Origin of the sequence: Sphingosinicella sp. (genome assembly GCF_052388015.1) — a bacterium.
In the GTDB taxonomy this organism is placed as follows: domain Bacteria; phylum Pseudomonadota; class Alphaproteobacteria; order Sphingomonadales; family Sphingomonadaceae; genus Allosphingosinicella.
Map to the genome: position 1 here is coordinate 1 of NZ_JBQTIN010000119.1, position 20,415 is coordinate 20,415.

Here is a 20,415-nt window from a genome sequence, read left to right on the forward strand (position 1 = left end):
GAGGCGGTGCCAATAAGGAGGCAGCCACGGGCTGCGTCCGTGGGCGTCAGGAAGGCGTCTGTCGACTTTGCGAAGAGATCGGTCAGGTCGGTTCGCAATCGGCGCGCACCGCTCAGGGTCTTGCTTATGGCGTCCGCATTGGCGTCCCGATAGCGCTCGAGTGTTGCGATGTAGAGCGCCTCCTTATCCCCAAAGGCGCCAGCAAGGCTTGGCCGGGTCATCTGCGTCGCTTCGCTCAGGGCATCGAGCGAGGTCGCCGCGAAACCGGCCGACCAGAAGAGGTCGCTCGCACGTTCAAGAGTCTGCTCCCGATCATATTCGATGGGCCGTCCACGTCTGTTCATTTTTATTCGACTCCGCATAAAACGTTTGACGACACTCCATGTTATATGCGACACCGCATAAATGTCGAGTCGCCAGTAGGGCTCATCGCAATTTGGTCCGCACAAACCCTGAATGGAGAAGGCGATGATAAACGGCAGCTTCCATGATGCGGAAAGCATCCAGACCGAGGAAATCCTGAGGCGCTTTGATCAGGTGTTTCTCTCTCACGATCCTTTGGACCTCGATCAACTGATCGCCGACGACTGCGTTCTCGAGAACACGCAGCCCGCGCCCGACGGCTCGCGCCATGAGGGCAAGGAAGCCTGCGTCGCCTTTTGGACGGAGATCGCGACGACCCCGGACATCCACTTCGAGACCGAGCGCATCATCGCGCGCGGCGACCGCGGCATGATCCAGTGGCGGCTGGTCTGGGGGCCGGACCACGCCAGCTCGGTGCGCGGCGTCAATCTCATGCGAGTTCGCGACGGCCGGATCGTCGAAGCGCAGGGCTATGTGAAGGGAGCATAGGGAGCGGAACGCAAGCGCCGCGACCAGTCGGCACTGACTGCCGAGCAGAAAGGCGCATCGCGTTCCAAAAGGAGACTGGAGCCATGATTATTATTGCAGGCCACTGGTTCACCGAGGGTAACCGAGACGCAGCGCTCCAAGCGTTCAGCAATATGCTGCAACGCGCGAGGAAGCACGACGGCTGTCTGGATATCTCGATCAGCGCCGATCCCTTGGACGCCGACCGCATCAACGTCTTCGAACTCTGGCGCGACCAGGAGACCCTCGACGCCTGGCGGAAGGTCGCCAAAGGTCCGCGCGGCATCAAATACCGAAAGGCGCAAGTGAAACTCTATTGCACCGACAAGGCTGAGAAACCCTTCTGAAATTGGAGGAGTGAGCCGACATGGTACCTGACATGAGCACGACTCGCCGCTCAAGCGCGACCGGTCTGCGTCGCTTCCTGGATCTCCAGCAGCAGCACGATTGGATGCATGGCGAGACGATCCTGCGCGACGCCGACGAGCGCTCGGAGTCCCTGGAACTGCGTTTCAAATACGTCGCGCGGTTTGAAAAGCTGCTACGCCGGCCGCAGGCGCAAAACGTTCTGAAGATCCTCCGGCGCTACGGCCGGGACTGCATCCCGATCCCGCGCCGGACCGAGCGGCATTACTGGTCGGTTTCCTGTCTGCCCTCGACTCCCGGCAAGGCGCTCGTTCGCGTCAATGCGAGCTGGATGGAGCTTTTCTCGCTCTATGAGGACGGCGAAGGCATCCGCGCGCTGTTTCTGGTGCACCTTTCCCATTTCACCGCCGACCATTCACTCGATCAGGGCCAGGTGGACGAGGCTTTCCTTGAGCGCTGTGTCATGACGCCGGAAGACGTCGGCTATTTCTTCCCGCGCGGCGATGACATTTTCGGCATCAAGGTCCGCGGCTTCTCCTCGATCGGCAAGTTCCTCACGGCGCGCCGTGCGTTGCGAGCCATCCGAGCGTTCAACCTGACGCACATGAACCGGGGCCGGAACGCCTATCAGGCGAGCCACTGCCACAGTCTGGCTGATCACGTGCTGTGTGGTCCTGTGCGCTGAGAGGACAATTCAAATTTTCGACGGTGAATGGCGCGCCCGGAAGGATTCGAACCTCCGGCCCCCAGATTCGTAGTCTGGTGCTCTATCCAGCTGAGCTACGGGCGCGCGGGAACGGGCGACATAGGGGCATGGCCGGAGAGGCGCAACCCCTGCCCTCGCCCTGTTGCCGGCCCCTTCGCGCGCGCCTAGACGAGACCCGATGAAGCCCCGCCCCGCCCTCGCAATCCCGCTTGCCGCCGCCGCTTTCGCCGCGTCCGGCTGCGCGCCGGAGGGCACTTTCCCGTCGCTGGCGATGCGGCCGGAGGAGCGGCTGGTCACGGTCGGCGAGCCGCGCCGGCCGCGCGCCGATCCGGCGAGCGACGCCGCGCTGCGCGGCCGGGCGAGCGCGCTGCTCGCCCAGGGCCGGTCAGGGACGCGTGCCTTCGACCAGGCCGAACCGGCCGCCGAACGCGCGGCGCGCAATGCCGGCGCGATGGGCAGCGAGACATGGGTCAGCGCCCAGCAGCAGCTGTCGCGGCTGGAAGCGGCGCGGGCCGAGACCACCACCGCCCTCGCCGAGCTCGACCGGCTCGCCACATCGCGCGCCGCTGAGGCGACCAACAGCGCCGACTACGCCTTCATCGAGGAGGCGAAGGCCGAGCTCGAGCGGATCGGTGCCGCGCAGCAGGTCCGGCTCGACCGGTTGCGGAGCCGCGTCAGGAGCTGAGCGCCTCGCGGTGGCGCTTCGCCAGCGCCACATAATGGGCGACGCCCACCCGCATCCCGGCAATGTCGGCCCCGGTCAGATCGCGGACATGTTTGGCCGGCCGCCCGGCCCAGAGCTGTCCCGACGGAATGCGCTTGCCCGGCGTCAGCATCGCACCCGCGGCGAGCATCGCGTCGCCCTCGATCTCGCAACCGTCCATGACGATCGCGCCCAGGCCGACGAAGGCGCGATCGTGCAGGACGCAGCCATGGACCATCGCCATATGGCCGATCAGCACCTCCTCGCCGATCAGGCAGGGATAGCCGTCCGCGGGGCCGCCCGGCCGCGCCGGATCGACATGGATGACGGTACCGTCCTGGATGTTGGAGCGGGCGCCGATCCGGATCCGGTTCATGTCGCCGCGCAGCACGCAATTGTACCAGACTGAGGATTCCGGCCCCATCTCGACATCGCCGATCAGCTGCGCGCCCGGCGCGACGAAGGCGGCCGGATCGATCAGCGGCGCCTTGCCGTGAAAGCCGATCAGGTTCATCGCCGCCATTCCTCTTTCGCGATCCGGTAGATGATCGTCGGGTTGAGTTCCGGAAAGCGCGGATCGTCATAGTCGAGATCGGGCCGGCGCGTCATGCCCAGCCGCTCCATCAGCCCCCAGCTTGGGCGGTTGCCGGGGAAGGTGATCGCGACGACACATGGCGCGCCAAGCACGTCGAAGGCGTAATCCAGCGAGGCGATCGCCCCCTCCTTCGCATAGCCCTGGCCCCAGCAATCCTCGCGCAGCCGCCAGCCGATCTCCTGGTCGCCCTCGATCGGGCTGCCCGGCTGATCGGCGATCTTGAGGCCGCAGAAGCCGAGCAATGCGCCATCGGCCTTGCGCTCGACCGCCCAGAAGGTGAAGCCGCGCATCCGCTGCCAGGCCATCAGCCGATCCTCGACCACGGATCGAATCTCCGCCTCGCGCTTCACCCCGCCGAGCCAGCGCATCACGGCGGACGTGTTGGTGTGCCGGATGAAGGGCGCGATGTCCTCCTCGCGCCAGTCGCGCAGCAGCAGGCGCGCGGTTTCGATCACGCCCGGCTCAGCGCCGGCCCAGGAAGGGCACCCAGCTCGGATAATTGAGGATCGGCAGGATCGAGGCGTGATCGTCGGTCCAGCCGGCGAACCCAGGTGTCGGGTCCAGCGCCTCCCAGTTCGGGCCGTCCTCGCCGCTCGCCTCGATCACCCGGCGCAGCGTCTCGGGATTGCGCGACAATGCGATCCAGACCGAGATGGTGGCGTTCAGGTCCGCCTCCTCGGTGGTCGGCTGGTAGACCATCATCGCGCTCGCCCAACCGCCCGTCGCGGCGATGTCCGCGACGACCGGCTTCAAATCGAGATAGCGGTTGGAGATGTGGAACAGGACGATGCCGTCGCGCTGCACCGCCCGGCCATATTCGGCCAAGGCCTCGCGGGTGAGCAGGTGCATCGGCACCGCGTCCGAGGTGAAGGCGTCGACCGCGAGCACGTCGATCGAATTGGCCGGCGTGCGCTCGCGCAGGTTGATCCGGGCGTCGCCGAGCACGATCCGCGCGTCCGGCGCGCAGCGGCTCAGGAAGGTGAAGCGGTTCCGCGCCACCTCGACCATCTGCGGATCGATCTCATAGATAGTCCATTGCTGGCCGGCCTGATGGTAGCAGGAGAGCGTGCCGCTGCCGAGGCCGACGAACCCGACCCGCGCCGGCCGGCCGAAAATCGCGTTGGCGTTCGCGAGGGTCAGGCCGACGCCGGAACGGCGGGCGTAATAAGAGGTCGGCACGGTCTCGAGGCCCGGCGTCAGGTTCTGGATGCCGTGCAGGGTCGTGCCGTGGGTCAGCACGCGCGCGCTGCCGTCCGGCCGGTTGTAGACATCGTAAATGCCGAAATAGGAGCGGGTGCGGCTGTCGCCGGCCGACCGGGCGAGGGTCGACCAGCCGCCATAGCTCAACATCAAGGCGGCGAGCGCAACCATGAACGGCACCCGCCGGCCGAGGCAGGCAAGAGCGAGCAGCGAGACGAAAATGCTGCCGAGCATTGCCGCGCCCGGGCCGTAGCCGAACCAGCCGCGCTCGCTGGCGAAGGAGAGCAGGATCGCGAGCGCCGGGATCGCCGCGCCGAGCACATGGATCAGCCGCCTGGGCCAGGGCACGAGCGGCGATTGCGGCACGAGCAAAGCCGCGGCGAGGATCAGGACCGGATGCTCATAGGCCCAGTCGAAGACGAGCGGCGCGACGATCGCGCAGAACAGGCCGCCCAGCATGCCGCCAAACGACATGGCGAGATAGAATTTGGTCAGGTGGCCGACCGACGGGCGCAGACGGAACATTTCGCCATGCAGCGCGATCGCGACGACCAGCAGCAGGAACAGGCCGAGCGAGGCGGAGACGAACGGATTGCGGCTGCCGTCGCTGAAGGCGAGCCCGCCGGCGATCAGGATGATCAATGGCGCGACGATCGTCACCAGCTCGGTCGGCCGGCGGCGCTCGGCGAAGGCGACGACGAAGCTCAACAGATAGAGCCCCAGCGGCATCACCCAGAGCAAGGGCATGGCGACGATGTCGGTGGTGAGGTGCGTCGTCGTCGACAGCATCAGGCCGGACGGCACGGCGGCCAGCAGAATCCAGTGCAGATATTGCTTCGTCGTCGGCGGCGCAGATTCTTCCTCCGGCACGACCTCGACCGCATCGGCCGGCACGGTCAGCGCGCACCCGACGACGAGCAGGACGAGGAAGACGTAGATCGCGGTCCACAGCCAGCTCTGCTGGTTGAGGCTCATCAGCGGCTCGACGATGAGCGGATAGGAGATCAGACCGGCGAAACTGCCGAGGTTCGAGGCGGCGTAGAGCGGGTAAGGATCGCCGCGGCTCGTCTCGAGTGCGTACCAGCGCTGCATCAAGGGCGCCTGGGCCGAGACGATGAAGAAGACCGGCCCGATCGAGGCCAGCAGGAACCACGGCACCCAGAAGAAGGGCGAGCCATCGGCCGGCGGAATCGCGCCGGACAGCCCGATCGGCAGCCAGAGCGCCGCCAGGCCGAGCAGCACGATGTGGACGCCGACCTGCTTGCGCGGCCTGATCTTCGACACCCAATGGGCGTAGGCGTAGCCGGCGAGCAGCAGCGCCTGGTAGACCAGCATCGCGCTGTTCCACACCGACGGCGCGCCGCCGATCCGGGGCAGCGCCATCCGCGCGATCATCGGCTGGGTCAGGAACAGCAGGAAGGAGCCGGTGACGATCGTCAGGATGAACAACGGCCGTGCGTAACGCTCGTCCACCCGCGCCGGCCCGCGCCGCTCGGTCGTGTCAGTCGCCAAAATCCCGCCCCTTAACTCAACAGCCGCGCCGCGACCGGCGCGTGATAGGTCAGCACCCCCGAGCATCCCGCGCGCTTGAAGGCGAGCAGGGTTTCGACGAGCAGCGCATCGCGATCGCCCGCGCCGGCCGCGGCCGCCGCTTCGATCATCGCATATTCGCCGGACACCTGATAGGCGAAGACCGGCACCGCGAACCGCTCCTTCACCCGCCGGACGATGTCGAGATAGGGCAGGCCCGGCTTCACCATCACGCTGTCGGCGCCCTCGGCGAGATCGAGTGCAACTTCGCGCAAGGCCTCGTCCGCATTGGCCGGGTCCATCTGGTAGGTCTTCTTGTCCCCCTTCAAGAGGCCGCGCGAGCCGACCGCGTCGCGGAACGGGCCGTAAAAAGCCGAGGCATATTTGGCGGCATAGGCCATGATCTGGACGTTCACATGGCCCGCCTGTTCGAGAGCTGAACGGATCGCTCCCACCCGCCCGTCCATCATGTCCGACGGCGCGACGATATCCGCCCCCGCTTGGGCCTGCACCAGGGCCTGTTCGGCGAGCACCTTCACCGTATCGTCGTTGAGGACGGCGCCGGCCGCGTCGGTCAGCCCGTCATGGCCGTGCGCGGTATAGGGATCGAGGGCGACATCGGTCAGCACGCCGACCTCCGGCGCCGCGTCCTTCGTGGTCCTGACCGCGCGGCAGATCAGATTGTCGGCGTTGAGCGCCTCGCGCGCATCGTCGCTGCGCAGGCCGCCCGGCGTGTTCGGGAACAAGGCGATGCAGGGAATGCCGAGGTCGCGCGCTTCTTTGGCCTTCGCGCCGATCCGGTCGACGCTCCAGCGCGAGACACCGGGCAGGCTGGCGATCGGTTCCTCCATCCCCTGCCCTTCGCAGATGAAGAGCGGCCAGATCAGGTCGGCCGGCGTCACGAGATGCTCGGCCACCATCGCCCGGCTCCAGGCATGAGCGCGCAGGCGGCGCATCCGAAGGACGGGATAGCTGGACATGGCGGGCGGGCTTAGCGCGCCGCGCGCTTGTCGCAAAGAAGATTGGACTTGGGCCAGCCTTTGCGGGTTGAGGGCGCATGGCGCTCGACCAGCCCGTTCCCAAGGAGGCGATTCTCGTCGTCAACGCGCGCTCGCGCAAAGGCCGCGCCTTGTTCCGCGAGGCCGTCGCCAAGCTGCGCGCCGCCGGCATCCGGCTGATCTCGGCCCATGCGATCCGTGAAGCCGGGCAGCTGATCCCGACCGTCAAGCGGGCGGTAGCGAGCGGCGCGCCGATGGTGATCGTCGGCGGAGGCGACGGCTCGCTGTCATCGGCGGTGGACGAGCTGGTCGACCATCCTTGCGTCTTCGCGCTGCTGCCGCTCGGTACCGCGAACAGCTTCGCCCGCACGCTCGGCATACCGCTCGATCTCGACGGCGCGATTCAAACGATCGTCAGCGGCAAGCGGCGCCGGGTCGATCTCGGCGTGATCGACGGCGACTATTTCGCCAACAGCGCCGCGATGGGCCTATCCCCGCTGGTCGCGGAGACGGTGCCGCAGGCGATGAAGAAATATCTCGGCCGCGTCGGCTACATGATCTGGGCGAGCTGGTGCGCCTGGGGCTTCCGGCCCTTTCACGTCACCATCGAGATCGAGGGCGAGCGGTACGAGATGGACGCGCTCGAAGTGCGGATCGCCAATGGCGGCTATCATGGCGGGGTCGAGCTGGTCGACGCGGCGGCGGTCGACAGCGGCGAGATCGTCGTCCAGGTGGTCACCGGCCGCGACAAGAACCGGCTGGCCTGGAACTGGATCGCCACCCTGCTCCGCCACAAGTCTCGCAAGGAAACGGTGGTCGATTTCCATGCCCGCAAGCTGAAGCTCAACACGGAGCCGCGGCTGCCGATCTCGATCGACGGCGAATTGCTCGGCCATACGCCGGCGACGGTTGAGGTCGCCGAGATGGCGATCGAGGTCGTGGTGCCCGCCTGACGGTCAATACGTCATTATTGTGATGCAATGACCGATTATGTTGCCGGTAGCCCTGAACAATGGCATGCTAGGTAAATAGAAAGCTGAGTTTGTTTGCGTCCCTTCTTGATCAGGAAAGGGCTGGCGATGAAAATCTCTCGAACAATTCAGGTTCTTGCCGCTGGTGCGGCAATGTTGGCGTCAGGGGGGCCGGCGCTCGCCCAGACATTGCCGAACCCGATCCTCTATCTGACCGGCACCGAGCCCTACAGCACCGGGGGCGGCAATTTCATCCGCTACCGCTACGACGTCCTCAACCGCTCGGCCTATCCGGCAGCGATGTTCGCCGCCGCGCCCGGCCTGCCGCCGTGTGGCAACAACACCAATTCGGCCCGGACCTGGGTCGACTTCTTCGAGAACCGGACCAACCGCCGGATCTACGGCTTCTGCGCGCTGGGCAACCCGAACGATCTCGGCCAGATCTGGTTCGGGCTGCCGGAAGGCCAGATCCCGCCGAGCTATGTCTATATCGAGCTCATCGATCGGCAGACCAACATCCGTTACAGATCGAACCTCGCCGATACGGTGATGTAGCTAGCCGAGCCGCCTCAGCGCGGCCCGGTATTTCTCCGCATCCGACGCCTTTTCGGCATGGTCGGCGCTAGCCTTCTCCACCGCCTCCGGCTTGGCCCGCTCGACGAAGCTCGGATTGGCGAGGCGGGCGGCGAGGCTGTCGCGCTCCTTTTCGGCGGCTTCGGCCGCTTTCGCGAGCCGTGAACGTTCAGCCGCGACGTCGATCACGCCTTCGAGCGGCAGGCTGAACGTCGCCTCGTCGACGACGATCTGCGCCGATCCGCCATCGGCGGCGCCGGTATTGATGCTCTCGACACGCGCGAGCCGCCGGATCGCCGCCGCGTTACGTTCCAGCCGCGCCATCGTTGCGGTAGCCGCGTCGCTGACGTGGAGCGGCAGCTTGGCGCCCGGCGGCACGTTCAGCTCCGCCCGCGCGGCGCGGATGCCGCTCACCAGCCGGATCAGCCAATCGATCTCCGGCCCGGCCTCCGGATCGAGTGCGCGAGCGTCGGCGATCGGCCATCTGGCGGTGATCAGCGGGTAATGCGCCCGCTCGCCCATCGCACCCCACAGCTCCTCGGTCACGAAGGGCATGAACGGGTGGAGCATCACCAGGATCTGGTCGAGCACCCAGCCGGCGACCTTGCGAGTCTCGGCGGCTTCAAGCCCCTCCCTTTCAAGGGAGGGGTTGGGGGTGGGTGGGCCCCTGGGGCTCGCGGCGTCGCCGCTCGCACCCACCCCTTGATCCCCTCCCTGGACAGGGAGGGGAGAGAGGATCGGCTTGATCAGCTCCAGATACCAGTCGCAGAAGGTCGCCCAGGTGAAATGGTAGATCGTGTTCGCGCTTTCGTCGAAGCGCAGCTCGGCCAGCGCGATGTCGAGCGCCTGGACGGTCTTCACCGTCTCGCCGACGATCCATTTGTTGACCGGCAGCGTCGCCGGCGGCGGCTCGATCGCCTCCGACGCGCCGATGCCGTTTGACTGGCAGAAGCGGGCCGCGTTCCACAGCTTGGTCGCGAAGTTGCGATAGCCCTCGACGCGCTTCTCATCGAGCTTGATGTCGCGGCCCTGGCTCTCCATCGCCGCCAAGGTGAAGCGCAAGGCGTCGGCGCCATAACGGTCGATCAGGCCCAGCGGATCGACCGTATTGCCCTTGGACTTGGACATTTTCTGGCCCTTGGCGTCCCGGACAAGCCCATGGAGATACAATGTCTTCCACGGCCGCTCGTTCATGAACTCGAAGCCTTGCATCGCCATCCGGGCATCCCAGAAGAAGATGATGTCGAAGCCGGAGATGAGCACGTCATTGGGATAATGACGGGCCAGCGTCGAGCCGGGCTTGGCGACCCACTTCGCCCCCTCTCCCCGAGGGGGAGAGGGTTGGGGTGAGGGGGTTCGGCCGTCGGGATTGTCCTCGGGCGTGGGAACCCCCTCACCCTGCCCTCTCCCCGGCGGGGAGAGGGTGAGTTCAGCATCGTCCGGCCAGCCGAGCGTCGCGAATGGCCAGAGTGCGGATGAAAACCAAGTGTCGAGGACATCAGGATCGCGCCAGATGATCTGTTCGCCTGGGTGATGGATCGCATTGATCAGGCCGCCCGAATGCTCCTGAACCCTGACAGTCTGTCCGTAATATGCCGTAGCCTGCGCCACAGCTTCCGCCTCGGTTTCCGCCACAAACACCTTGGGGCCGGCTACTCCGAGCTCGATGTCACCAGATGGGGTCGCCTCCACGGTCAATGCGAGGCTGGGAACGCCATCTGATCCCTTCTCCGGCCCATACCAAGCCGGAATCCGGTGCCCCCACCAGAGCTGGCGCGAGACGCACCAGGGCTGGATATTCTCCAGCCAGTTGAACCAGGTCTTCTCCCAGGTCTTGGGCACGATCCTGATGTCGCCGGAGCGCACCGCCTCGATCGGCCGCTTCGCCAGCGTCGCCGCATCGACATACCATTGGTCGGTCAGCCAGGGCTCGATCACCACCTGCGAGCGGTCGCCGAAGGGAGTCGCGACGACGCGATCCTCGGCCTTTTCGAGGCAGCCTTCCTCCTCGATCATCGCGACGACGCGCTTGCGCGCCTCGAAGCGGTCGAGGCCGAGCAGCTCGGCCGGCACCAGCCCGTCGCTGGTCTGCACGACCTTCGCATCCTGATCGAGCATGTTGAGCATCTCGGCCGGCGCGATCCCGGCCCGCTTGCCAACCTCGAAATCGTTGAAGTCGTGGCCCGGGGTGATCTTCACCGCGCCCGAGCCAAGCTCCGGATCGGCATGCTCGTCGGTGATGACCGGGATCAGCCGTCCGGTGATCGGATGCCGGATCATCCCGCCGACCATGGCCCGGTAGCGCTCGTCATCGGGATGAACCGCGACCGCCATGTCGGCCAGCATCGTCTCCGGTCGCGTCGTCGCGACCGAGATCGCGCCGCTGCCGTCGGCGAGCGGGTAGCGGAAATGCCAGAAGCTTGAATTGATCTCGTTGGTCTCGACCTCGAGATCGGAGATCGCGGTCTTGAGGCCCGGGTCCCAGTTCACCAGGCGCTTGTCGCGATAGAGCAGGCCGCGATTGTAGAGCTCGACGAAAACCTTCAGCACCGCCTTCACGAAATGCGGGTCCATCGTGAACTGCTCGTTGGCCCAGTCGCAGGACGCACCGAGCCGGCGGAGCTGGCGGGTGATCTGCCCGCCGCTTTCCGCCTTCCACTCCCAGACCTTGGCGATGAATTCGTCGCGGCTGAAATCCGTCCGCTTCTGCTGCCGCTCATTGAGCTGCCGCTCGACGACCATCTGGGTGGCGATGCCGGCATGGTCCATGCCGACCACCCAGAGCGCGTCCTTGCCGAGCATCCGGGCGTGGCGGATCAATATGTCCTGCAGCGTATTGTCGAGCGCGTGGCCGATATGGAGCGAGCCGGTGACGTTCGGCGGCGGGATGACGATCGTGAACGGCTCGGCCTCGTCGCGCGCCGGGCGAAACAGCCCCTCGCTTTCCCAATGCGCATACCAGCGCGCCTCGATCTCGGCCGGGTCGAAGGTCTTGGACAGTTCTGACATAGAGAGGCGCTTACTCACCAAACTCTATCTCGTCACTCCCGCGAAAGCGGGAGTCCATGCGGCTGCCGATCGGGCACGGACTCAGCATGGATTCCCGCTTTCGCGGGAATGACGGGTTAAGGGGTTGGTCGGCCTTGCCTCAGCCAGCGATCCAGCCAGCCATGCACCTCGCGATACCATTGGATCGAATTCTGCGGCCGAAGGATCCAGTGATTTTCGTCCGGGAACACGACCAGCCGCGACGGGACGTTGCGCCGCTGCAGCGCGTTGAACAGGCCGAGCGACTGGCTGTACGGGATGCGATAGTCGCGCTCGCCGTGCAGGATCAGCATCGGGGTGCGGAAATTCTGGACGAAGTTGACCGGGTTGTTGCGCTCGTAATTCTCGCGCGCCGCCGGCTCGTAATAAGGCCCGCCGAACTCCCATTCGGTGAACCACAATTCCTCCGTCTCATAGGCCATCGCCCGCTGATCGAAGACGCCACTATGGCTGACCAGGCAGCGGAAGCCGTCCGGCCAGTTGCCGGCGATCCAGTTAGCCATGAAGCCGCCATAAGAACCGCCGAGCGCGCAGGCGTTGGCGACATCGATGCCCGAATGCTCGCGGCCGGCCGCAGCGAGGCCCAAGCGGAGATCCTCCAACGGTGCCCCGCCCCAGTCGCGGTTGATCGCGTCGGTGAAGGCCTGGCCGTAGCCGGTGGAGCCGTGGAAATCGATCGTCACCGCGGCATAGCCGGGACCCGAGAACACCCAGGGGTTCCAGCGATAGGACCATGAATTGCCGAACGAGCCCTGCGGCCCGCCATGGATGAGCAGCGCGACGGGCAGGCGGCCGTCGATGCCGGCCGGGCGGACGATCTGGCCCCAGACCGTGTCGCCATGCGCGCCGCGGAAGCTGAAGCGGCGCACCTCGACCGGATCGAGATCGGCCAGCCGGTCGGCGTTGACGCGGGTGAGCTGGGTGACACGCCCGCGCCGGTCCATCCGGTAGAGGTCGTCCGGCGCCTGCAGACTGTTCAGCGTGTAGACGATCGAGCCGTCGGCGAGCGGCGTCACGTTGTTGACCGTGCCACCTTGCGTGAGCCGCGTGGCGCCTCCGGTGGCAATGTCGACCCGGAACAAGGGTGTGTCGAGCGTGTCGCCGGCCGTCACCAGCAGGCTGCGCCCGTCCGCCGCCCAGGCGATCGAGCCGACCGAGCGGTCCCACGCCTGGGACAGCGCCCGCGTTTCGCCGGTGCGCAGGTTGCGGAGGTGAATCACCAGCCGGTCCGCCTCATAGGTCGGCCGCGCCATGGCCGTGTAGGCGAGCCATTCGCCGTTCGGCGAAACCACGGGCCCGGTATCCGTTGCCTGGTTCGCCTGGGTCAGGTTCGAGACCTGACCGCCCTCCGGCGCCGCGTAGATGTCGAGATTGGTCGAGTTGGGCTCGGTCCGCCCGCCTTCACGCAAGGTGAAATAGAGCGTCCGCCCGTCACGGCCCCACGCCAGCTCCTCCGCCCCGCCGAACGGCCTGGACGGCGAATCGCCGACCAGGATCGGCGAAACCGGCGTCCCCGTCCCCTGCGGCCGGCCGTCGACCAGCGGCAGGACGAAGATGCGCGAGCGCACGCCCGGCGTCGCCCAGGTGTCCCAGTGGCGGACGAACGTCTCGTCATAGGTCCGGGCGCTGCCCTGCCCCGCCGCGGCGGCCGGCACGTTGGCGCAGTTGATGTCGGCGCAGCGCATGTCGCGATCGGCCCAGATCGCGATCCGGTCGCCGGACGGCGCGAGGAGATAGCCAGCGATGTCGGTCGCGAATTCGGTCACCCGCTCCGGCGTTCCGCCCGGCAGCGCCACCCGCCAGAGCTGGTCGCTGCCCGACTGGGTGCTGAGATAATAGAGCGTCCGCCCGTCGGCCGAGAAATGCGGGTCGTGCTCATTGTGCTCCGGCGTGCTGGCGATCCGCACCGGAGCCGCGCCGGGCCGCGACAGATCGAGCAGATAAAGGTCCAACCGGCCGCGATTGGCGGCGAGATCCGTCTCGCGCAGCTGATAGACGAGCCAGCGCCCGTCCGGCGACACCGCCGGCGCGGCGACGCGCCGCATCGACGCGAGATCGGTCGCGGTGATCGGTCGGGCGGTGGCGGCGAAGGGCGTGGCGAAAGCGGCGGCGAGCGCGCCGAGAGCGAGGAGCCTGTTCATGGCGCCGGGGCTATACCAGCCCTCGCGGCCCCGCAAGCGGCGGCGCCTAGAACTTGCGGCCGGTGATTCGGGCGATCTCGCGGGTGACCAGCTCCTCGACGATGCCGGGCAGATTCTCGTCGAGCCATTCCTTCAGCATTGGCCGCAGCATGTCGCGCACCATCGCCTCGATCGGGCTCGCGTCCAGGGCCGTGTCCGGCTGACCGCGCAAGGTGGTCAAGGCGGCGAGGCGGGCACGGCTCGCAGCGGCAGCGTCGCTGGACAGAAGGCTGCCGGTTTCGGGGACCGGATCGTCGAGCTCCAGCACGTCCTCCTCGGACTCGGCTGCGACCGGCTCGGGATCAGGCGAGGCGCGACGAGCGCGCGCGGGCTGGGCGCGATTGTCCTCGGCGATGACGCGCTTGATGGAGGCGAGGATCTCCTCCATCGACGGATCGGTCTGCATTTCCCCCATAATGCCGGGGTTTATCGCTTATTGGCGCGGCCGTGTCACGGAATTTACGACCGGAGTCAGCGGGCTTGCCGCCTGCTCCGGCGCGGTCCGGGTCGCGACCGGGCGGATCATCGGCCCGTCATCCCAGTCCGACCAGCTGCGCGCATAGCGATTGTAGTTGGCGATCGGATCGTAGAGCGGCCCGCCGTCGAGATTGAGATCCTCGGCCTCGGCCGCGCCCATCACGTTGAGCAGCTGGAAGCCGGCGACATAAGCGTCGCGCCGGGCGGTGACGAGCAGCACCTGGCTGTTGAGCAGCTCCTGCTCGGCATTGAGCACATCAAGGACATTGCGCGTACCGACCGTCTGCTCGGCGCGCGTGCCCTCCAGCGCGAGCTGGTTTGCGGCGACCGCGATCTGGTTCGATTCGATCGCCTCCAGCGACGCGCGGTAGCTGGCGAACGCCGCCGCGCTCGACGAGACGACCGCGCGCTCGACGCCGATCGCCTGCTCGATCAGCTGGCCGCGCACCGCTTCCGCGCGGCGCACGCGCGCCCCCGCCGCGCCGCCCTGGTAGATCGGCATGGTCAGCGACAGGCCGACGCTGGTGCTGCCATTATTGTCCTGCTGGATGCCGAGGCCGTTGGTCCCGCCGACTCCGGTTCCGAGCAGGTCGAGGTAGCGGGCGGTGGCGCTGCCCGAGAGGGTCGGCAGGCGGCCCCCTTGGGCGACGCGGACGTCGTAATCAGCGGCGCGGGCGCGCGCGGCGATCGCGGCAAGGTCGCCATTGTTGGCCAGCGCGACATCGGTCGCCAGCTCCGCCGTGCCGGGCAGCGTCGGCAGCGGCGGCGGCGGCTGGAGGTTGCCCGGGGGAACGCCGATCACCCGCTCGTAATTCTCCTCGCTCGCGCGCAGCCGGCCCTGGACGAGCGCGAGAGTGGAGCGGGCGAGCGCGAGCCGCGCGTCGGACTGGGCGACGTCGGTGCGGGTCAGGTCGCCGACCTCGAACCGGTCGCGCGTCGCCTGCAAATTGGTCGTCAAGACGCGGACCTGATTCTCGTTCAGCTGGACGATCGAGCGGTCGCGGATCACGTCCATGTAAGCGGCGACCGCCTCGGTGAAGATGTCGCCCTCGGTCGCGCGCAAATCGGAGCGGCCCGCATCGACGCGGATGTCGGCGGCGCGGACGTTGTTGCGTATCCGGCCCCCGGAGAAGATCGGCACGCTCACCGTGGAGCTGACGTTGAGGTCGCGGCCGGTGCCGCCGACGATGTTGCGCGTCGTCAGATCCTCGCCATAGGTCGCGGTGACCGACATGGCCGGCCGGCCGGCGGCGCGGGCGAGCGCCGCGTCTTCGTCCGTCGCGCGCAGCGACTGACGCTGGGCCATGATCGTCGGGTTGGTGTCATAGGTCTTGACCAGCGCTTCGCGCAAAGTGTCGACCATGCCGTCCGCCGGTTCGCCCTGGCCGGTCGCCTGGGCGAAGGCCGAACCGCCACAGACCAGAGCCGCGGCGCCCGCCGCGGCCAGCCATCGTCCCCGCTTCACTCCGTTCATAACGTTCCTCAAAAGCTGAAGCCGCGCGGGGCGGAAAAGCCCGGCAGCGGCGCGATCGCCGCATCGGCGAAGGTGATGAAACCGACCGCGCCGCCAATGACGCGGCCGATAGCGAGCCTGGTGACGCCCTGCCCGATCAGGCCGGTGGCGATTCGGCCGCCATCCGCGACCTGATCGACGATCGCGGCCGGAACCTGCTCGACCGCGCCATCGATCAGGATGAGATCATAAGGCGCGCCCGCCGCATGGCCGGCGGCAAGCGATCCTGTGATCATAGTGACGCCGTCCAGCGCCGTCGCGGCGAGTGAGGCATCTTCTTCGAGCGCGACCACCGATGCGACCAGCCGCGCGAGTACGGCGGCCGCGTAACCGGTAGCGGCGCCGATCAGGAGAACGCGCTCGTCGCCGGCCAGCTTGGCCTCGGTGAGCAGGCGGCCGAGCGCCATCGGCGGATTGAGCGCCCGCCCATTGCCGAGCTGAATCGACGCGTCCGCATAGGCCGTCGCGCGCCGCGCCGCCGGCACGAAATCCTCGCGCGGCACCGCGTCCATCGCCGCGATCACCCGCGGATCGTTGACGCCGACGGTGCGCAACTGGCTCTCGACCATCGTGCGACGCATCGCCTGATAATTCTGCTCGGTCATCGCCGGCTTACTCGCATAACTGTTTTATTGATGCAATACACTTGATCGCCCTCGCGGGTTTGTATCGGCTGGGCGCGAACAGGCCAAGCGGAGAGTATCGAGCCGGGCATCGCGATGCGACCAGCAAGCAGCATGCCACGCGCCGGCCCTCTTTACGAACGAGCGAAGCCGACCTTTCCGCTGTCCGGAAACGGACGGAATGTCCGGCTTCGGACAATCGGCCTGGCCTGTCGCGCCCGGTTCGGGCTGATATAGCGAAGCGATGGCTTCTCCAGCGATCGATTTGCCCTTCGACCGTGCCTTGCGCCGGCTGCGGCGCGACCGCGCGGCGCGGATCAGCCCCGATTCGCGCTTCCTGTTCCGCCGCGCGGCCGATGAATTGCTGGAGCGCCTCGATCTGGTCGCTCGACCATTCGCCAGCGCGCTCGATCTCGGATGCGGCGATGGCTACCTCACAGGGAAGCTGCGCGCGCGCGGACTGGAGGTCGTCGCCGCGGACTCGGGCGAGCGCTTCGCGAAGGAGGGCATCCAAAGCGAAGAGGATCGGCTCCCGTTCGCTGAGGCGAGCTTTGACCTCGTCGTCTCCGTCGGCGCGCTCGACACGGTCAACGACCTGCCCGGCGCGCTGATCCATATCCGCCGGACGCTCCGGCCGGACGGCCTGTTTCTCGCCGCTTTGGCCGGCGCCGGCTCGCTGCCCCGTCTCCGGGCGGCGCTGCGCGCGGCAGAGGAAGCCGAAGGACAGCCCGCCGGCGCCCGCCTCCATCCCCAGATCGACGTGCGCGCCGCCGGCGACCTGCTCGTCCGCGCCGGCTTCGCCCTGCCGGTCGCCGACGACGAGGCGATCGATGTCCGCTACTCCGGTCTCATCTCCCTTGTCTCGGACCTGCGCGGCATGGCCGCGACCAATCTGCTCGCCGAGCGACCGCTGCGTCCGTTCGGGCGAATCGGCCATGCCGCGGCGGCGGCTGCATTCGCAGCCGAGGCCGCGCCGGACGGACGCACGACCGAGCGCGTCCACATCCTGCATCTCAGCGGCTGGGCGCCCTCGCCCGATCAGCCGCAGCCGGCGCGTCGCGGCAGCGGCACCGCGTCGCTGGCGGACTCGCTCAAGCCGAAGGGCTAGAGCTGACCCTCGAGGAGCAGGATCAACGGCGCATCGGCCGGCGGCATCGGCAGGCCGCGCATCTCGGCCGTCGTCGCCCAGCGCAACGCCGCGGCGTCGAGCGGCGCCGGCTCGCCGCGCCACTGGCGGCAAAGATAGAGGAGCAGCACCATATGCCGGTCGCCCAGTGTCGCGCTGGCGAAACAGGAGGGCACGAGCGCGGCCGGATCGAGAGCGATCCCCAGTTCCTCCTCGATCTCGCGGACGAGCGCGCCCTCGGGCGTCTCGCCGTCCTCGACCTTGCCGCCGGGGAATTCCCACAGCCCGGCCATCGCCCGATCGGCGGCGCGCTGCTGGAGCAAAACGCGCTTCTCGCCGTCGACCAGCGCCACCGCCACGACCGTGATTGTCGGATTTTTTTGCAATCAGGGCCCGCGCGCTAGGGTTTCATTAACGACGCCAGAGTAACCCCTCGCGCCAATGGCGCAACGCACCCGGAGCTGGGAGGGTCTTTGAATATGCGGCGTTTGCTCAAGCTTCGCAGAGACGAGCGCGGCGCGACCGCGGTCGAATATGGCCTGATCCTGGCGCTGGTTTTCCTCGCCATGGTCGGCGCCGTCGCCACCTTCGCCAGCACGACCACCACGATGTGGAACGACGTGGCGACGAAGGTCAAGGGATCGTGAGGCGGCATTAAATCTTTGGCAACCTCCATCCCATACACGCGAGCCTAGCCGACCCAGATTTAAAAAAGGCCGGCGGGAAGTGTGGACTTCCAAGTGGAACCAAGGAGACCGGAAATGTTCATTCGCAAGCTGATCAAGGACAAGAAGGGCGCGACCGCCATTGAATATGGTCTGATCGCCGCTCTGATCGCCGTTGCCGCCATCACCGCGATGCAGGGCCTCGGCTCGAGCCTCAACACGACCTTCACCAACGTCTCGACCGCGATGAAGGGTTCGAACCCGTAAGCTTTACGCTTCGGACGACCGAACAGAACGGGCGGCGGGAGCGATCCCGCCGCCCGTTTCCGTTCAGCCGATGGCGAGGAACTTGTCGCGCCGTGCCTGGCGCAGCGCGGCAGCGCTCTGGTCTTCGAGCGCGGCGAGCTCTTCGCTCAGCGCCTCGCCCAGCATAGCGACCGCGACGGCGGGCTCGCGCTGCGCGCCCCCCACTGGCTCCGGCACGATCCGGTCGATCACGCCCAGCCGCTCCAGATCGCCGGCGGTGATCTTCATCGCCTCGGCCGCATCGGCCGCCTTGTCGGCGGTCCGCCACAGGATCGAGGCGCAGCCTTCCGGCGAAATCACCGAATAGACGGCGTGCTCCAGCATCAGCACCCGGTTCGCGGCCGCGATCGCGATCGCGCCGCCGGAGCCGCCTTCGCCGACGATCGCCGCGATCAGGGGCACGCCAAGCGCCAGGCATTGCTCGGTCGAACGGGCGATCGCCTCGGCCTGCCCGCGCTCCTCGGCCTGCACGCCGGGAAAGGCGCCGGCCGTATCGACCAGAGTCACCACCGGCAGCCCGAACCGGTCGGCGAGCTGCATCAGCCGGATCGCCTTGCGATAGCCTTCCGGCCGCGCCATGCCGAAATTGTGCTTCAGGCGGCTCGCCGTGTCGTCGCCTTTCTCATGGCCGATCAGCATGATCCGGCGCCCGCCAAGTTTGCCGAAACCGCCGACGATCGCCTCGTCCTCGCCGAAGCCCCGGTCGCCGGCGAGCGGCACGAAATCCTCGACCAGGCCGGCGACATAATCCTTGAAATGCGGCCGCTCCGGATGGCGCGCGACCTGCGCCTTCTGCCACGGCGTCAATTTCGCGTAGAGATCGCGCAAGGTCCGCTCCGCCCGTTCCTCGAGCTTGCGAATCTCCGCCTCGATATTCGCCTCGCCGGCCGAGGAGGTGTCCCTCAACTCCGCGATCCGCGCTTCCAGGTCGGCGAGCGGCTTTTCGAAATCCAGATAGGTGGCCATGCGGCGCCGGGGGTTAGGCGTCGGCTTGCTTTGCGTCAACGCGGGGAGGGCGCCGGCGGCCCGCGTCTGCCAGCGGATGACGCGCGTTCACCAGCTCGATCAGACGGCGCGAATCGACATGAGTGTAGATTTGCGTGGTCGCAATGTCCGCGTGACCAAGGAGCGTCTGGACGACGCGCAGATCCGCGCCGCCCTCGAGCAAATGGGTCGCGAAAGCATGGCGCAGCACATGCGGGCTGATCCGCTCCGGCGGAATGCCGGCGTCAGCCGCCAATTCGCGAACGAGCTGGTAGAGCCGGACGCGGCTCAGATGCGACTTGCCCGAGGGGAAGAGCCAGAGGGAATCGCGCGGCACCTGCGCGGCCCAGGCCGCGACGGCGGCGCGGGCGCGATCGGAGATCGGCGCCAGCCGCTCGCGGCCGCCTTTGCCCTTGAGGATCAGGAAGGGCCGGTCCGACGCGATCGCGTGACGCGGCAGCGACACCAGCTCCGTCGCCCGCAGCCCCGATCCATAGAGCAGCTCGAACAAGGCCGCGAGCCGTAGCGCCTCCCGCTTGCCGCCGGCGACGCGCCGGCCGATTTCGGCGAACAAGGCATCGACCGCCTTATGATCGAGGATCTTCGGCAGCGGCCGTTCGCTGCCCGGCCGCGGCAATGCGGCGGAGGGATCGTCGCCGCGCAATCCCTCGTCGGCAAGAAAGCCGTAGAAGCGCCGCAGCGCCGCCGCCTTGCGCGCCACCGTCGCCCGCTTGAGCGGTCGCCATCGCTCGCCGAGCGCCTTCAAGCCCTCGCCGCTCGCGCCCGCCAGAGCGCCGCCAAGCGCCTCCGATGCACCGCGCAGGTCCCGTTCGTAGGCGAGCAAGGTGTTGCGCGCGGCGCCGGCCTCCGCCGCCATCATTTCCAAAAAGGCGGCGATCAGCCGGCGATCCTCGCCCGGCCCGATGCCGGTCACGTCCGTGCGATCGCCTCCGCGGCGATCATCCGCGCTTCATATTCGAG

At 67.4% G+C, this 20,415-nt stretch carries 22 protein-coding genes and 1 tRNA gene; 9 read left to right on the forward strand and 14 right to left on the reverse strand.

Translation table 11 applies throughout. The annotated features are described in order from the left end of the window. The coding region (locus ACT4N3_RS10060) for a TetR/AcrR family transcriptional regulator (RefSeq protein WP_444855086.1) at nucleotides 1–503 on the reverse strand (503 nt) is incomplete at its 3' end. On the opposite strand from ACT4N3_RS10060, the gene ACT4N3_RS10065 reads away from it, so the two are divergent. From ACT4N3_RS10065 to ACT4N3_RS10075, 3 genes are all read left to right on the forward strand, one after another. Next, on the forward strand, nucleotides 469–852 hold the full coding sequence (locus tag ACT4N3_RS10065) for a nuclear transport factor 2 family protein (protein ID WP_444855087.1): 384 nt from the start codon (nucleotides 469–471) through the stop codon (nucleotides 850–852). The genes ACT4N3_RS10060 and ACT4N3_RS10065 overlap by 35 nt on opposite strands. An 83-nt stretch (nucleotides 853–935) precedes the next feature. Continuing rightward, nucleotides 936–1,217 (forward strand): putative quinol monooxygenase, encoded by a 282-nt coding sequence (locus ACT4N3_RS10070; protein WP_444855088.1) that lies wholly within the window; start codon nucleotides 936–938, stop codon nucleotides 1,215–1,217. A gap of 32 nt (nucleotides 1,218–1,249) precedes the next feature. Next, nucleotides 1,250–1,921, forward strand: a complete 672-nt coding sequence (locus tag ACT4N3_RS10075; RefSeq protein ID WP_444855089.1) for a hypothetical protein — start codon at nucleotides 1,250–1,252, stop codon at nucleotides 1,919–1,921. 28 nt (nucleotides 1,922–1,949) lie between these two features. Here ACT4N3_RS10075 and ACT4N3_RS10080 read toward each other — a convergent pair. After that, nucleotides 1,950–2,026, reverse strand: a tRNA-Arg gene (locus tag ACT4N3_RS10080). A 94-nt stretch (nucleotides 2,027–2,120) separates the two neighbouring features. On the opposite strand from ACT4N3_RS10080, the gene ACT4N3_RS10085 reads away from it, so the two are divergent. Further along, nucleotides 2,121–2,627, forward strand: coding sequence for a hypothetical protein (locus ACT4N3_RS10085; protein ID WP_444855090.1), 507 nt, complete (start codon nucleotides 2,121–2,123; stop codon nucleotides 2,625–2,627). Here the strand turns inward: ACT4N3_RS10085 and ACT4N3_RS10090 are convergent. The 4 genes from ACT4N3_RS10090 to hemB are packed head-to-tail and all read right to left on the reverse strand — an operon-like array spanning nucleotide 2,617 to nucleotide 6,950. Continuing rightward, on the reverse strand, nucleotides 2,617–3,168 hold the full coding sequence (locus tag ACT4N3_RS10090) for a gamma carbonic anhydrase family protein (RefSeq protein ID WP_444855091.1): 552 nt from the start codon (nucleotides 3,166–3,168) through the stop codon (nucleotides 2,617–2,619). The genes ACT4N3_RS10085 and ACT4N3_RS10090 overlap by 11 nt on opposite strands. Continuing rightward, nucleotides 3,156–3,695 (reverse strand): GNAT family N-acetyltransferase, encoded by a 540-nt coding sequence (locus ACT4N3_RS10095; RefSeq protein ID WP_444855092.1) that lies wholly within the window; start codon nucleotides 3,693–3,695, stop codon nucleotides 3,156–3,158. Before ACT4N3_RS10095 ends, ACT4N3_RS10090 begins: the two co-directional genes overlap by 13 nt. Before the next feature lie 7 nt (nucleotides 3,696–3,702). After that, the gene (locus ACT4N3_RS10100) at nucleotides 3,703–5,952 is read right to left on the reverse strand and encodes a fused MFS/spermidine synthase (protein WP_444855093.1); all 2,250 of its coding nucleotides are present in this window, start codon (nucleotides 5,950–5,952) and stop codon (nucleotides 3,703–3,705) included. An 11-nt stretch (nucleotides 5,953–5,963) separates the two neighbouring features. Continuing rightward, nucleotides 5,964–6,950 (reverse strand): porphobilinogen synthase, encoded by a 987-nt coding sequence (gene hemB / locus ACT4N3_RS10105; protein WP_444855094.1) that lies wholly within the window; start codon nucleotides 6,948–6,950, stop codon nucleotides 5,964–5,966. 77 nt (nucleotides 6,951–7,027) lie between these two features. Between hemB and ACT4N3_RS10110 the strand changes: the two genes are divergently transcribed. Then, nucleotides 7,028–7,921 carry a diacylglycerol/lipid kinase family protein gene (locus ACT4N3_RS10110; RefSeq protein WP_444855095.1) on the forward strand — a complete coding sequence of 298 codons (894 nt, stop codon included), beginning with the start codon at nucleotides 7,028–7,030 and terminating at the stop codon, nucleotides 7,919–7,921. Nucleotides 7,922–8,092: 171 nt separating this feature from the next. Beyond that, nucleotides 8,093–8,494, forward strand: a complete 402-nt coding sequence (locus ACT4N3_RS10115; protein WP_444855096.1) for a hypothetical protein — start codon at nucleotides 8,093–8,095, stop codon at nucleotides 8,492–8,494. Here the strand turns inward: ACT4N3_RS10115 and ACT4N3_RS10120 are convergent, their stop codons facing one another. From ACT4N3_RS10120 to ACT4N3_RS10140, 5 genes are all read right to left on the reverse strand, one after another. Next, nucleotides 8,495–11,521 (reverse strand): valine--tRNA ligase, encoded by a 3,027-nt coding sequence (locus ACT4N3_RS10120; protein ID WP_444855097.1) that lies wholly within the window; start codon nucleotides 11,519–11,521, stop codon nucleotides 8,495–8,497. A 116-nt stretch (nucleotides 11,522–11,637) separates the two neighbouring features. Further along, complete coding sequence (locus ACT4N3_RS10125) at nucleotides 11,638–13,701, reverse strand: S9 family peptidase (protein WP_444855098.1); 2,064 nt, start codon at nucleotides 13,699–13,701, stop codon at nucleotides 11,638–11,640. 46 nt (nucleotides 13,702–13,747) lie between these two features. Beyond that, complete coding sequence (locus tag ACT4N3_RS10130; protein WP_444855099.1) at nucleotides 13,748–14,146, reverse strand: DUF2497 domain-containing protein; 399 nt, start codon at nucleotides 14,144–14,146, stop codon at nucleotides 13,748–13,750. Between the two features lie 27 nt (nucleotides 14,147–14,173). Then, nucleotides 14,174–15,691, reverse strand: a complete 1,518-nt coding sequence (locus ACT4N3_RS10135; protein ID WP_444855100.1) for a TolC family outer membrane protein — start codon at nucleotides 15,689–15,691, stop codon at nucleotides 14,174–14,176. A gap of 8 nt (nucleotides 15,692–15,699) precedes the next feature. Next, the gene (locus ACT4N3_RS10140) at nucleotides 15,700–16,335 is read right to left on the reverse strand and encodes a protein-L-isoaspartate O-methyltransferase family protein (protein ID WP_444855101.1); all 636 of its coding nucleotides are present in this window, start codon (nucleotides 16,333–16,335) and stop codon (nucleotides 15,700–15,702) included. 262 nt (nucleotides 16,336–16,597) lie between these two features. Here ACT4N3_RS10140 and ACT4N3_RS10145 point away from each other — a divergent pair, with 262 nt between their 5' ends. Beyond that, nucleotides 16,598–17,461 (forward strand): class I SAM-dependent methyltransferase, encoded by an 864-nt coding sequence (locus ACT4N3_RS10145; RefSeq protein ID WP_444855102.1) that lies wholly within the window; start codon nucleotides 16,598–16,600, stop codon nucleotides 17,459–17,461. On the opposite strand, the gene ACT4N3_RS10150 is transcribed toward ACT4N3_RS10145, so the two are convergent. Then, the gene (locus ACT4N3_RS10150; protein WP_444855103.1) at nucleotides 17,458–17,865 is read right to left on the reverse strand and encodes a (deoxy)nucleoside triphosphate pyrophosphohydrolase; all 408 of its coding nucleotides are present in this window, start codon (nucleotides 17,863–17,865) and stop codon (nucleotides 17,458–17,460) included. The two genes, ACT4N3_RS10145 and ACT4N3_RS10150, sit on opposite strands and share 4 nt — an antisense overlap. A gap of 93 nt (nucleotides 17,866–17,958) precedes the next feature. On the opposite strand from ACT4N3_RS10150, the gene ACT4N3_RS10155 reads away from it, so the two are divergent. Together ACT4N3_RS10155 and ACT4N3_RS10160 are read left to right on the forward strand one after the other, a co-directional pair. Further along, nucleotides 17,959–18,126 (forward strand): Flp family type IVb pilin, encoded by a 168-nt coding sequence (locus ACT4N3_RS10155; RefSeq protein WP_444855104.1) that lies wholly within the window; start codon nucleotides 17,959–17,961, stop codon nucleotides 18,124–18,126. A gap of 114 nt (nucleotides 18,127–18,240) precedes the next feature. After that, nucleotides 18,241–18,411: a Flp family type IVb pilin gene (locus ACT4N3_RS10160; RefSeq protein WP_444855105.1), complete on the forward strand. Its 171-nt coding sequence runs from the start codon at nucleotides 18,241–18,243 to the stop codon at nucleotides 18,409–18,411. 63 nt (nucleotides 18,412–18,474) lie between these two features. Here the strand turns inward: ACT4N3_RS10160 and ACT4N3_RS10165 are convergent, their stop codons facing one another. Both ACT4N3_RS10165 and ACT4N3_RS10170 read right to left on the reverse strand, forming a co-directional pair. Continuing rightward, complete coding sequence (locus ACT4N3_RS10165) at nucleotides 18,475–19,416, reverse strand: acetyl-CoA carboxylase carboxyltransferase subunit alpha (protein ID WP_444855106.1); 942 nt, start codon at nucleotides 19,414–19,416, stop codon at nucleotides 18,475–18,477. A 13-nt stretch (nucleotides 19,417–19,429) separates the two neighbouring features. Further along, entirely contained in the window at nucleotides 19,430–20,314 is an 885-nt protein-coding gene (locus ACT4N3_RS10170; RefSeq protein ID WP_444855107.1) for a tyrosine-type recombinase/integrase, read from the reverse strand. Nucleotides 20,315–20,415: the final 101 nt, after the last annotated feature.

Coding starts and splice junctions, on each gene's coding strand:
- ACT4N3_RS10070 (WP_444855088.1), top strand. CDS start 936: ATGATTATTATTGCAGGCCACTGGTTCACCGAGGGTAACCGAGACGCA.
- hemB (WP_444855094.1), bottom strand. CDS start 6,950: ATGTCCAGCTATCCCGTCCTTCGGATGCGCCGCCTGCGCGCTCATGCC.
- ACT4N3_RS10110 (WP_444855095.1), top strand. CDS start 7,028: ATGGCGCTCGACCAGCCCGTTCCCAAGGAGGCGATTCTCGTCGTCAAC.
- ACT4N3_RS10145 (WP_444855102.1), top strand. CDS start 16,598: ATGGCTTCTCCAGCGATCGATTTGCCCTTCGACCGTGCCTTGCGCCGG.
- ACT4N3_RS10125 (WP_444855098.1), bottom strand. CDS start 13,701: ATGAACAGGCTCCTCGCTCTCGGCGCGCTCGCCGCCGCTTTCGCCACG.
- ACT4N3_RS10140 (WP_444855101.1), bottom strand. CDS start 16,335: ATGACCGAGCAGAATTATCAGGCGATGCGTCGCACGATGGTCGAGAGC.
- ACT4N3_RS10130 (WP_444855099.1), bottom strand. CDS start 14,146: ATGCAGACCGATCCGTCGATGGAGGAGATCCTCGCCTCCATCAAGCGC.
- ACT4N3_RS10135 (WP_444855100.1), bottom strand. CDS start 15,691: ATGAACGGAGTGAAGCGGGGACGATGGCTGGCCGCGGCGGGCGCCGCG.
- ACT4N3_RS10165 (WP_444855106.1), bottom strand. CDS start 19,416: ATGGCCACCTATCTGGATTTCGAAAAGCCGCTCGCCGACCTGGAAGCG.
- ACT4N3_RS10115 (WP_444855096.1), top strand. CDS start 8,093: ATGTTGGCGTCAGGGGGGCCGGCGCTCGCCCAGACATTGCCGAACCCG.
- ACT4N3_RS10155 (WP_444855104.1), top strand. CDS start 17,959: ATGCGGCGTTTGCTCAAGCTTCGCAGAGACGAGCGCGGCGCGACCGCG.
- ACT4N3_RS10065 (WP_444855087.1), top strand. CDS start 469: ATGATAAACGGCAGCTTCCATGATGCGGAAAGCATCCAGACCGAGGAA.
- ACT4N3_RS10170 (WP_444855107.1), bottom strand. CDS start 20,314: ATGATGGCGGCGGAGGCCGGCGCCGCGCGCAACACCTTGCTCGCCTAC.
- ACT4N3_RS10120 (WP_444855097.1), bottom strand. CDS start 11,521: ATGTCAGAACTGTCCAAGACCTTCGACCCGGCCGAGATCGAGGCGCGC.
- ACT4N3_RS10160 (WP_444855105.1), top strand. CDS start 18,241: ATGTTCATTCGCAAGCTGATCAAGGACAAGAAGGGCGCGACCGCCATT.
- ACT4N3_RS10075 (WP_444855089.1), top strand. CDS start 1,250: ATGAGCACGACTCGCCGCTCAAGCGCGACCGGTCTGCGTCGCTTCCTG.
- ACT4N3_RS10085 (WP_444855090.1), top strand. CDS start 2,121: ATGAAGCCCCGCCCCGCCCTCGCAATCCCGCTTGCCGCCGCCGCTTTC.
- ACT4N3_RS10090 (WP_444855091.1), bottom strand. CDS start 3,168: ATGGCGGCGATGAACCTGATCGGCTTTCACGGCAAGGCGCCGCTGATC.